This is a genomic window from Serratia sp. NPDC087055 (assembly GCF_044900985.1).
Lineage (GTDB): Bacteria > Pseudomonadota > Gammaproteobacteria > Enterobacterales > Enterobacteriaceae > Serratia.
Genome location: NZ_JBJDOG010000002.1, coordinates 356874 through 369026 on the forward strand (window position 1 = coordinate 356874; position 12153 = coordinate 369026).

Annotated in this window: 9 protein-coding genes; 8 read left to right on the forward strand and 1 reads right to left on the reverse strand. The window is 55.0% G+C overall.

The window, feature by feature from the left end; translation table 11 throughout:
• The first annotated feature begins 271 nt into the window (after positions 1 to 271).
• From carA to kefC, 4 genes are all read left to right on the forward strand, one after another.
• Positions 272 to 1420 (forward strand): glutamine-hydrolyzing carbamoyl-phosphate synthase small subunit, encoded by a 1149-nt coding sequence (carA, locus tag ACI2J2_RS15450; protein ID WP_265555804.1) that lies wholly within the window; start codon positions 272 to 274, stop codon positions 1418 to 1420.
• A gap of 14 nt (positions 1421 to 1434) precedes the next feature.
• A complete protein-coding gene (carB, locus tag ACI2J2_RS15455; RefSeq protein ID WP_209635007.1) occupies positions 1435 to 4659 on the forward strand; it encodes a carbamoyl-phosphate synthase large subunit in 3225 nt (1074 codons plus the stop codon).
• 179 nt (positions 4660 to 4838) lie between these two features.
• A complete protein-coding gene (gene kefF / locus ACI2J2_RS15460; RefSeq protein ID WP_209635009.1) occupies positions 4839 to 5396 on the forward strand; it encodes a glutathione-regulated potassium-efflux system oxidoreductase KefF in 558 nt (185 codons plus the stop codon).
• Positions 5389 to 7242, forward strand: a complete 1854-nt coding sequence (gene kefC / locus ACI2J2_RS15465; protein WP_404760394.1) for a glutathione-regulated potassium-efflux system protein KefC — start codon at positions 5389 to 5391, stop codon at positions 7240 to 7242. The genes kefF and kefC overlap by 8 nt, the downstream gene beginning before the upstream one ends.
• A 138-nt stretch (positions 7243 to 7380) precedes the next feature.
• Here the strand turns inward: kefC and ACI2J2_RS15470 are convergent, their stop codons facing one another.
• Entirely contained in the window at positions 7381 to 7995 is a 615-nt protein-coding gene (locus ACI2J2_RS15470) for a LysE family translocator (protein WP_404760395.1), read from the reverse strand.
• A 174-nt stretch (positions 7996 to 8169) separates the two neighbouring features.
• Here ACI2J2_RS15470 and ACI2J2_RS15475 point away from each other — a divergent pair, with 174 nt between their 5' ends.
• From ACI2J2_RS15475 to ACI2J2_RS15490, 4 genes are all read left to right on the forward strand, one after another.
• The gene (locus ACI2J2_RS15475; protein WP_209635012.1) at positions 8170 to 8970 is read left to right on the forward strand and encodes a threonine/serine exporter ThrE family protein; all 801 of its coding nucleotides are present in this window, start codon (positions 8170 to 8172) and stop codon (positions 8968 to 8970) included.
• Positions 8967 to 9431, forward strand: coding sequence for a threonine/serine exporter (locus ACI2J2_RS15480; protein WP_209635013.1), 465 nt, complete (start codon positions 8967 to 8969; stop codon positions 9429 to 9431). The genes ACI2J2_RS15475 and ACI2J2_RS15480 overlap by 4 nt, the downstream gene beginning before the upstream one ends.
• 143 nt (positions 9432 to 9574) lie before the next feature.
• Positions 9575 to 10057: a type 3 dihydrofolate reductase gene (gene folA / locus ACI2J2_RS15485; RefSeq protein ID WP_037420718.1), complete on the forward strand. Its 483-nt coding sequence runs from the start codon at positions 9575 to 9577 to the stop codon at positions 10055 to 10057.
• A gap of 195 nt (positions 10058 to 10252) precedes the next feature.
• The gene (locus ACI2J2_RS15490; RefSeq protein WP_404760396.1) at positions 10253 to 12142 is read left to right on the forward strand and encodes a PhoX family protein; all 1890 of its coding nucleotides are present in this window, start codon (positions 10253 to 10255) and stop codon (positions 12140 to 12142) included.
• The last annotated feature ends 11 nt before the right edge of the window (positions 12143 to 12153 follow it).

Genomic DNA, 12153 nt, shown 5'->3' on the forward strand with positions numbered 1-12153 from the left:
CGTCGCTAGTGCAATTTTTTGTCATCCCATCCCGCAACCGTTTACCAGCCCGAGTTTAGCGGTGTTTTTATGGCTGCTGGGGCTATTAAACGCCGAGAAGTGCAAAAATAAGAGAAAAAATGGCGCTTTGGGTAGACAAGCGGAGCACTCATCATTAAAATGCGCCCAATTTGCCAAAAATTGACCTTGAGGGCGGTTTTTGCATTGATTTAGATCGCGATATCTGAATTAATATGCAAATATTGTGATTGATTATTCCTTGGAGGGTGTTTTGATTAAGTCAGCGCTATTGGTTCTCGAAGACGGAACCCAATTCCACGGTCGGGCCATCGGGGCAGAGGGTACGGCAGTGGGGGAAGTGGTCTTCAATACGTCGATGACCGGTTATCAAGAAATCCTCACTGATCCTTCCTACTCCCGCCAGATCGTTACTCTTACTTATCCCCATATCGGCAATGTCGGCACCAATGCTTCCGACGAAGAATCCTCCGCAGTACACGCCCAAGGCCTCGTCATTCGTGACCTCCCACTGATTGCCAGCAACTACCGCAACGAAGAAGGTCTGTCTGATTACCTGAAGCGCCATAACATTGTGGCGATTGCCGATATTGATACCCGCAAGCTGACTCGCCTGCTGCGTGAAAAGGGTGCACAGAACGGTTGCATCATCGCCGCTGACACGCCGGATGCCGCTCTGGCATTAGCGAAGGCCAAAGCCTTCCCGGGTCTAAAAGGCATGGATCTGGCCAAAGAAGTGACCACTCAGGAAGCTTACAGCTGGCAGCAGGGGAGCTGGACACTGGAAGGCGAACTGCCGGAAGCCAAAGCAGCCTCTGAACTGCCATTCCACGTCGTGGCATATGATTACGGCGCCAAGCGTAACATCCTGCGCATGCTGGTGGATCGCGGTTGCCGCCTGACGGTAGTACCTGCACAGACGCCGGCAGATGAAGTCTTGAAGATGAATCCGGACGGCATTTTCTTGTCCAACGGCCCTGGCGACCCAGAGCCATGTGATTACGCTATCACTGCGATTAAACAGTTCCTGGAGACCGACATTCCGGTGTTCGGCATCTGCCTCGGTCATCAGTTGCTGGCACTGGCGAGCGGCGCAAAAACCGTGAAGATGAAGCTTGGTCACCACGGCGGCAACCACCCGGTGAAAGACCTGGATAACGACTGCGTCATGATTACCGCCCAGAACCACGGTTTTGCAGTGGACGAAAATAACTTGCCGGCCGAACTGCGCATCACGCACAAATCCTTGTTTGACCACACGGTGCAGGGCATTCACCGCACCGATAAAGCAGCGTTTAGCTTCCAGGGTCACCCTGAAGCCAGCCCGGGCCCACACGATGCCGCGCCGCTGTTCGATCACTTTATCGAATTGATCGAGACTTACCGTTCTAACGCCAAATAATCAGGAGCAAAAAAATGCCAAAACGTACTGATATAAAAAGCATCCTGATCCTCGGCGCTGGCCCGATTGTTATCGGTCAGGCGTGTGAGTTCGACTACTCGGGTGCTCAGGCGTGTAAAGCGCTGCGCGAAGAGGGTTACCGGGTCATTCTGGTGAACTCCAACCCGGCCACGATCATGACTGACCCGGAAATGGCTGATGCGACCTACATCGAGCCAATTCACTGGGAAGTGGTGCGTAAAATTATCGAGAAAGAGCGTCCAGACGCCGTGCTGCCGACCATGGGCGGCCAGACTGCACTGAACTGTGCGCTGGAGCTGGAACGTCAAGGCGTACTGGCCGAGTTTGGCGTGACCATGATTGGCGCGACCGCTGATGCGATCGATAAAGCGGAAGACCGTCGCCGTTTTGACGTGGCAATGAAGAAAATCGGTCTGGACACCGCGCGTTCAGGCATCGCACACAACATGGAAGAAGCGCTGGCGGTTGCCGCTGACGTTGGCTTCCCATGCATCATCCGCCCTTCCTTTACTATGGGTGGCACCGGTGGCGGCATCGCTTATAACCGTGAAGAGTTCGAAGAGATCTGCGAACGCGGTCTGGACTTGTCACCGACCAAAGAACTGTTGATTGACGAATCGCTGATCGGCTGGAAAGAGTACGAGATGGAGGTGGTGCGCGATAAGAACGATAACTGCATCATCGTCTGTTCGATCGAAAACTTCGACGCCATGGGTATCCATACCGGCGACTCCATCACCGTGGCGCCAGCACAGACATTGACCGACAAAGAATACCAAATCATGCGTAACGCCTCGATGGCGGTGCTGCGTGAAATTGGCGTCGAAACCGGTGGTTCCAACGTGCAGTTCTCGGTTAACCCGAAAACCGGCCGCTTGATCGTCATCGAAATGAACCCGCGCGTATCCCGCTCCTCGGCGCTGGCGTCAAAAGCCACCGGCTTCCCGATTGCCAAAATCGCCGCCAAGCTGGCGGTGGGCTACACCCTCGATGAGCTGATGAACGACATCACCGGTGGCCGTACCCCGGCTTCGTTTGAACCGTCAATCGACTACGTTGTGACTAAAATTCCTCGTTTCAACTTCGAGAAATTTGCCGGTGCCAATGACCGCCTGACCACCCAAATGAAATCGGTCGGCGAAGTGATGGCCATTGGCCGCACCCAGCAAGAGTCACTGCAAAAAGCGCTGCGCGGCCTGGAAGTGGGCGCGACCGGTTTTGACCCGAAAGTGAGCCTGGATGACCCGGAAGCCTTGACCAAAATTCGTCGTGAGCTGAAAGATGCTGGCTCCGATCGTATCTGGTACATCGCTGACGCCTTCCGTGCCGGCCTGTCAGTTGATGGCGTATTCAACCTGACCAACGTTGACCGCTGGTTCCTGGTACAGATTGAAGAGTTGGTGCGTCTGGAAGAGCAGGTTGCCGAAACCGGCATCAACGGCCTGACTCAAGAGTTCCTGCGCACCCTGAAGCGTAAAGGCTTCGCTGATGCGCGTTTGGCGACTTTGGCTGGCGTCGCCGAAAGCGAAATCCGCAAACTGCGTCACGGTTATGGCCTGCACCCGGTATACAAACGTGTGGATACCTGCGCAGCGGAGTTCGCTACCGATACCGCTTATATGTACTCCACCTATGAAGAAGAGTGCGAGTCCAACCCGACCAATGACCGTCCGAAAGTGATGGTGCTGGGCGGCGGTCCGAACCGTATTGGCCAAGGTATTGAGTTCGACTACTGCTGCGTGCACGCCTCGCTGGCACTGCGTGAAGATGGTTACGAAACCATTATGGTCAACTGTAACCCGGAAACCGTGTCTACCGACTACGACACCTCCGACCGCCTGTACTTCGAGCCGGTGACGCTGGAAGACGTGCTGGAAATCGTGCGCATCGAGAAGCCTAAAGGCGTGATCGTGCAGTACGGTGGCCAGACCCCGTTGAAGTTGGCACGTGAGCTGGAAGCTGCCGGTGTGCCGATTATCGGCACCAGCCCGGATGCGATTGACCGTGCCGAAGACCGTGAGCGTTTCCAACAGGCGGTGAACCGTCTGGGCCTGAAACAGCCTGCTAATGCTACCGTTGCCACTATCGAACAAGCGGTAGAGAAAGCGGCCGGTATCGGTTATCCGTTGGTGGTGCGTCCTTCCTATGTGCTGGGCGGGCGTGCGATGGAAATCGTTTATGACGACATCGACCTGCGTCGCTACTTCCAAAACGCGGTTAGCGTATCCAACGACGCCCCGGTACTGCTGGACCGCTTCCTGGATGACGCGGTAGAAGTGGACGTCGACGCCATTTGCGACGGTGAGCGGGTGCTGATTGGCGGCATTATGGAACACATTGAACAGGCTGGCGTACACTCCGGTGACTCCGCGTGCTCACTGCCGGCGTACACCCTGAGCAAAGAAATTCAGGACGTGATGCGTCAACAGGTTGAGAAACTGGCGTTTGAGCTGCAGGTTCGTGGCCTGATGAACGTGCAGTTTGCCGTGAAGAACAACGAAGTCTACCTGATTGAAGTCAACCCACGTGCTGCACGTACCGTGCCGTTTGTCTCCAAGGCTACTGGCGTGCCGCTGGCCAAGGTGGCTGCGCGTGTGATGGCAGGTAAAACACTGGCTGAGCAGGGTGTAACGGAAGAAGTTATCCCGCCGTACTACTCGGTGAAAGAAGTGGTATTGCCGTTCAACAAATTCCCAGGCGTTGACCCGATTTTAGGGCCAGAAATGCGCTCTACCGGGGAAGTGATGGGCGTTGGCCGCACCTTCGCAGAGGCTTTCTCCAAAGCGATGCTCGGCAGCCAGTCAGGCATGAAAAAACAGGGCCGCGCACTGCTCTCTGTGCGTGAAGGCGATAAAGCCCGCGTGGTGGACCTGGCCGCAAGCCTGTTGAAACAGGGCTTCGAGCTGGATGCCACTCACGGTACCGCCGTGGTGCTGGGCGAGGCGGGAATTAACCCGCGCCTGGTCAACAAAGTGCATGAAGGCCGTCCGCACATTCAGGACCGTATCAAGAATGGCGAATATACCTACATCGTTAACACCACGGCCGGTCGTCAGGCGATTGAAGACTCCAAGCTGATTCGCCGCAGCGCACTGCAGTACAAAGTGCATTACGACACAACCCTGAACGGCGGCTTTGCCACTGCGATGGCGCTGAAGGCAGATCCGACCGAGCAAGTGACGTCGGTGCAGGAGCTGCACGCACGCATCGGCAAGTAATTCAATAATGCCGTAAGCCTCAGGGCGCTGCAGCTGCAGCGCCCTTATTTTTTTAACTTGTTCAGGGAATTTGTTGTCTTGAATTAGAAATTTCCGCTATCAATCATTCAGCAAACTGTCACCCTGTGTGATTGGTATATGCTTGATGTATTGGCATGGAACGAAGGAACGACGACAACATGATTCTCATTATTTACGCCCATCCCTATCCCCGGCATTCGCATGCCAATCACCGTCTGCTACAGGCAGTGAAGGATATTCCTGAGGTGGAGGTGCGCTCGTTGTACGAGCTGTATCCCGACTTCAATATCGATATCAATGCCGAGCAGCAAGCCTTGGAGCGCGCCGATCTGGTGGTGTTGCAACACCCGATGCAGTGGTACAGCCAACCGCCGTTACTGAAACTGTGGATCGATAAAGTGCTGGAACATGGCTGGGCTTATGGCCATGAAGGCAATGCCTTGGTGGGTAAAGATGTGCTGTGGGCAGTAACCAGCGGTGGCGATGAACACCATTTCGAGCTGGGCGATTACCCCAACTTTGCAGCACTGGCACAACCGTTGCAGGCGACCGCATTGTATTGCGGCATGAATTGGCTGCCGTATTTTGCCGTGCATAACACCTTTACCTGCAATGAGCCGGCGTTGATGGCCGCTGGGGAAGCCTATCGCCAAAGGCTGATAACGTATCTGATGGAACACAGCGAACCCGTTGAGCAGGGAGTCGAAAATGGATAATCACCAGATGATGATTGAGGGGCTGATCTATTTAGGATCGGCCGCATTGTTTGTGCCGATCGCAGTGCGGCTTGGACTGGGCTCTGTGCTGGGCTACCTGATTGCTGGCTGCATTATTGGTCCCTGGGGGCTGAAGCTGGTTTCCGACGCTGAGTCGATCCTCACCTTTGCCGAGATCGGCGTGGTGCTGATGTTGTTTATCATCGGCCTGGAGTTGGATCCGAAACGGCTTTGGACGTTGCGGGCATCGGTGTTTGGCGGCGGTATTATTCAGATGGCGTCGTGCGGGCTGGCGCTGAGCGCGTTTTGTTATTTCCTCGGACTGGACTGGAAGGTGGCGCTGCTGATCGGTCTGACTCTGGCATTGTCTTCCACCGCGATTGCCATGCAGGCCATGAGTGAGCGTAACCTGACGCCATCGCCGATTGGTCGCAGCGCGTTTGCGGCGTTGTTATTCCAGGATATCGCGGCGATCCCTTTGGTCGCGATGATTCCGCTATTGGCCAGCAGCGGTACTGCGACCACGTTGGCATCATTCGCCCTGTCGGCTGCCAAGGTGGTTGGGGCATTGGCGACGGTGGTACTGCTTGGTCGCTATGTCACTCGACCGTTGCTGCATTTTGTCGCCCGTTCCGGTATGCGCGAAGTCTTCAGCGCCGTAGCACTGTTCCTGGTCTTTGGTTTTGGCATTCTGCTGGAAATGGCCGGGCTGTCGATGGCGATGGGGGCTTTCCTCGCTGGGGTGATGTTGGCGAGTTCTGAATACCGCCACGCATTGGAAAGCGATATTCAGCCATTCAAAGGGCTGTTACTCGGGCTGTTCTTCATCGGTGTCGGCATGTCTATCGACTTCGGCACCCTGTTCCACCACCCGTTGCTGATCGCGTCGCTACTGCTGGGCTTTATGCTGATTAAAGCAGCGTTACTGTGGCTGATTGGGCCGTGGCTGGGGGTGCCAAAACGTCAGCGTGGCATGTTTGCCATCTTGTTAGGTCAGGGCAGTGAGTTTGCTTTTGTGATCTTTGCGGCTGCGCAACTGGCTGGGGTCTTGCCGCCAGAATGGGCTAAGTCATTGACGCTGTCAGTGGCCCTGTCGATGGCGATGACCCCCTTGTTGTTGGTCGTGGCCGCCCGGCTTGAGAAGAACGCGCCGAAAGATGAACGTCCGGCGGATGAGATTGACGATGAGAATGCCAGTGTAATCATTGCCGGGTTTGGTCGCTTCGGCCAGATTGCCGGCCGTTTATTGCTGGCCAATGGTGTGCATACCGTGGTGTTGGATCACGACCCAGACCATATTGAAACTCTGCGCAAGTTCGACACGAAAGTATTTTATGGCGATGCCACCCGTGCCGATCTGCTGGAAGCTGCGGGGGCTGAGCACGCCAAGGTGCTGATTAATGCTATCGACGACGTAGAGGCCAACTTGCAACTGACCGAACTGGCCAAGCGGCATTTCCCGCATCTGAAGGTGGTGGCGCGTGCACGTGACGTTGATCACTGGTATCAGCTGCGGCAGTTGGGGGTGGAAAGCCCGGAACGTGAAACCTTTGAAAGTTCACTGCGTATCGGTCGTGAAGCACTGGAGCTGCTGGGGCTGGATGCCTACGAGGCACGTGAGAAAGCCGATACCTTCCGGCGTTATAACCAGAAAATGCTGGAGGAAACGCTGGAGAATTACCAGGATACAGAATTCCGCATTGCCAGCTTGCAGCGGGCCAAAGAGATGCTCAGCGCTGCTATCGAGCAGGACCAAAATCGGCTGGCGAGAGTACAGCAAAGTGGTTGGCGTGGCAGTATTGACGGTAAGGCACCGGAGGATGAGGTGGTAGAAGCCAAGGGATAATCATGCTGATATTGACCCAAAGTACGGGATGTTGCGGTTAAGCGGCAAGTCCATGAATCCCCGGGAGCTTGGTGAGCCAAGTGACCGGGGTAAATGTATGCCGTCAACAACGCGGCAGCGACAGGTAAGAAGGGGCAATTAACTGAGCGCGACCTTGATACCCAAGGCAATCAGCATGCCGCCCAGCACTTTGTCGACGATCTTCTGGGTCTTTTCCAGCCCACGGCGTACCGGCCCGCTTTGTATCAGGAATACCAACGCCGGCCACCAGAGGGCGGACAGCCCAAGAATAATCCCCGCGTACCAGAGTTTTTCGCCCAGCCCAGAGTTGATCTGCAGTACCTGAGTGAAGACCGCCAGGAAGAATAACGTGGCTTTTGGGTTAAGCAGATTACACAGATACCCTTGTACAAAGGCGCTTTTCAGGCTCACCTGCTGTTGCGGCAGATTACTGACATTCATCTTGCTGCCACCGCGTGACAGTAACGCCTGAATACCAACCCAAATCAGGTATACCGCTCCCGCGTATTTCAGCACATTAAACAACCAAGGGGTGGTTGTGATCACCACCGCCAAGCCGGCGACACAGTAAGACATATGGGTCGCGACACCGCAGAACACACCGAAGGCGGTCATCATGGCAGCCAGCCGCGGATAACGGGCCGCGTTTTTGATCACCAGGAAAAAATCCGGACCTGGCGATAGCATCCCTAAAGCGGCAATACCGGCAACGAACAGCGAAGTTTCAAGCATGATTTGACTCTCTGCACAAAAGGCCCAATTGCGCTGATAATAACGCCGCTTCTCCTGATGCGCATCAACCAAATGAGGTAATGTTTGACTCTATGATAAACATTCCTGCCCGCCGTCTTTCAAGCCGCAGTAGTGAAAGCCAGAGGGTCTACTCAGCGCGAACCCCGGGACATTATGCAACAGCCGACAACGACAGACATCCCGCCGCCACAGCGGCAACAACGTGAAATCACTCGGCTGTGCATTCAGTGTGCTTTGCTGCTGTTACAACATGGCGCTGAAAGCACGGTAGTGGAGCAGTTATCGACTCGGCTGGGGATGGCGCTGGGGATGGACAGCGTGGAAAGTTCGATCTCGGCCAATGCGGTCGTGCTGACGACGCTCAGTAAAGGTGAATGCCTGACCACGACACGCAAGAATGTTGACCGCGGCATCAATATGCAGATGGTGACCGAGGTACAACACATCGTCATTTTGGCGGAGCATCGGCTCGCCGATGCGCATGACGTAGCCCGGCGTTTCGAGAAAATCCGTCCGCTGCGTTACCCACGCTGGTTGGTCGTGTTGATGGTGGCGCTGTCTTGCGGCTGCTTCAGCGTATTGAACGGTGGTGATCAAAAAGCATTTGCAGTCACCTTTATCGCCAGTGGCCTGGCGATGTCTGTGCGCCAAATGTTGACGGCTCGTCATATGAATCCGCTGATTAACTTTTGCCTGACGGCGTTTGTCGCTACATCGGTTTCCGGCCTGCTACTGCGATTGCCGGTGTTTAGTCAAACCTCCACGGTGGCGATGGCGGCCAGCGTACTGCTGCTGGTGCCCGGATTCCCGCTGATTAACGCGGTCGCCGATATGTTCAAGGGGCACATTAATACTGGTTTGGCGCGTTGGGCGATGGCGAGCTTGCTGACGTTGGCCACCTGTATCGGTGTAGTGATGGCGATGGCGCTATGGGATCTGCGGGGGTGGTCATGAGTTTGCTTTGGGCCTTACTGCAGGACATGTTGCTGGCGGCGGTGCCGGCGCTGGGCTTTGCCATGGTATTCAACGTGCCGCTGCGTGCCTTGCGTTATTGCGCATTGTTGGGCGCGGTGGGCCACGGTTCCCGTATGCTGATGATGCACGCAGGAATGAACATCGAATGGGCGTCGCTGCTGGCAGCTATTTTGATTGGCATCATCGGCATTTATTGGTCTCGCTGGCTGCTGGCACACCCAAAGGTGTTTACCGTGGCAGCCGTGATCCCGATGTTCCCCGGTATCTCCGCGTATACCGCGATGATCTCAGTGGTTGAGATTTCGCATTTGGGTTATAGCGAGGCGCTGATGGCCACGATGATGAGTAATTTTCTCAAGGCCTGTTTTATCGTCGGCGCGTTATCGATCGGGCTGTCATTGCCTGGGCTTTGGTTGTATCGCAAACGTCCCGGCGTCTGAGGATTTACGGGCAAGAAAATATGGGTATTAGTTATGCTGATAAGAGCTATCTTATATATTCATATTGCTTGATTAGCCTATCGACGGCAGATAGGGCTTTACGTATAGTGTGAGCAATTTTGCTGCCTACACAGGGTTTAACAATGATTATCAGCCTGATCGCTGCCTTGGCGGCGGATCGCGTTATTGGTATGGAAAACGCCATGCCGTGGCACCTGCCAGCAGATTTAGCGTGGTTTAAACGTAACACGCTGAATAAACCGGTTATTATGGGCCGTAAAACTTTCGAGTCCATTGGTCGCCCGTTGCCGGGGCGCCATAATATCGTTTTAAGCAGCCGTCCTGGCAGTGAAACCGGGGTGACCTGGGCGACGTCACTGGACGAAGCACTGGCCGCTGCTGGCGATGTCGAAGAAGTCATGGTGATGGGGGGGGGGCGTATTTATACCCAATTCCTGCCACGCGCCAACCGCATGTACCTGACGCATATCGATGCCGAAGTCGGTGGTGACACCCATTTCCCGGACTATGAGCCGGACGAATGGGAAACTTCGTTCAGTGAGTTCCACGATGCTGACGAGCTGAATTCTCACAGCTATTGCTTTGAGATTTTAGAACACCGCTAATCACCGGGTGTTAACCATATCCTCCAAAGGGCGCAAGAGATTGCGTCCTTTGTCGTTTCTGCGGCAAAAGGTTTTCTGACTTTTAGCTGTAACATTTTCGTCACATTTCCTGATTAGTATGAAGCCCAACTCTGAGCGCCCGGCAACTCTGGTGAATCTTGATCGCGGCGCCATATTAAAAAAGGAAATAAACCTATGACGACTAAAATTGAGCAATTAGATGCCGATCGCCTGACCGACCCCACCCGCCGCAAGTTACTGCTGGGCAGCGCAGGTGCCGTTGGCCTGGCCGGTTTCCTCGGCGGCGGTATTTGGACCCTATCCGCCGACGCATTGGCAGAAGATTTACCGCCAAACAAGCTGTTGGGCTTCAAGGGCATTGCAGCCTCAACCGCGGATGAGGTGGCGATTGCACCGGGATATCGCGCGGAGGTGCTGATCTCTTGGGGGGAACCGTTGGTTGAGGGCGCTGCCGCTTTTGACCCGCAGGGCAACAACAGCGCTGCCGACCAGGAAAAGCAGTTTGGTGATAACAACGATGGCATGAGTTTCTTCCCGATTGATGACAATCACGGCGCGATGGCCATCAACAACGAATACGTTAATGAGCAGTATCTCTTTGCCCATGGTGGCACCAAAGCCACCAGCCTGGAGGACGTGCGTAAATCACAAGCCGCACATGGTGTTTCCATTGTTGCGGTGCGCCGCGACGGTGACAGCCAACGCTGGGAAGTAGAGCGTCCGTCACGCTATAACCGCCGTATCACGGCCAATACCGAAATGCAGTTCAGCGGCCCGGCTGCCGGCCACCCGTTGTTGCAGACGGCGGCTGATCCTAGCGGACGCAAGGTGTTGGGCACCTTCGGCAACTGTGCTAACGGGAAAACGCCCTGGGGCACTTACCTGACCTGCGAAGAGAATTTTGATACTTATTTTGGTACTCACCAGGCGGATTACAAGACGACGGCAGAACAGAAACGCTACACGCTGAAAGTGAGCGAACCGGAGCGTAACTGGCCGGATTATGACGAGCGTTTTGATGTGGCGAAAAATCCAAACGAATTCAACCGCCACGGTTGGATTGTCGAAATCGACCCAATGAATCCAACGTCGACACCGATCAAACACACCGCTCTGGGGCGCTTCAAGCATGAAAATGCTGCCGTTACTGTCGCAAAGGATGGCCGCCTGGTTGTTTACATGGGGGACGATGAGCGCGGTGAGCACATTTATAAATACGTTTCCAAGGGTGTGGTTGACGTGGCTAACCCTGCCAATAATCGTACCCTGTTGGACGAAGGCACGCTGTATGTGGCGCAGTTTGATGGCGATGCCGCCGGTACGCCGTTGAAGGGCACAGGGCGTTGGATTGCCCTGGAGTTCGGCAAGAATGGGCTGACACCGGAAAATGGCTTCCGTGACGAGGCTGAAGTGCTGATCTTCGCCCGTAAAGCGGCGGCGCAGGTTGGGGCAACCAAAATGGACCGCCCGGAATGGATCGCGGTCAATCCTCACGATGGTCGAGCCTATTGCACGTTAACCAATAACAGTAAGCGTGGCGAAGAGGGCATGCCGCTGAACGCGGCGAACCCGCGCCCGAATAATGTCTACGGTCAGATTATCCGTTGGGATGAAGGTGGCGATGCCACGGCGGCGTCATTCACCTGGGATATTTATGCATTGTGCGGCAACCCTATTGCGCACCCGGAAGGGGTGAATCGCGGTACGCCCAATATTACTGCGGACAATACCTTCAATAGCCCGGATGGCTTGGGCTTTGATAAATCCGGTCGCCTGTGGATCCTCACTGACGGTAAATACAGTAATAAGGGCGACTATGCTGGGCAAGGGAACAACCAGATGTTGGTGGGGGATCCACTCAGTGGTGAGATTCGTCGCTTTATGGTCGGCCCGAAATCCTGCGAATTGACCGGTATTACCTTCACTCCGGATTACAAGACGATGTTTGTCAACGTACAGCACCCGGGCGAAGAAGGCGATTCCCATTTCCCGAACAACAGTCCGCGCCCGCGTTCGTCAGTATTGATGATTACGCGTGAAGACGGTGGTGTTATCGGGGCTTAAGGCGAAAACAG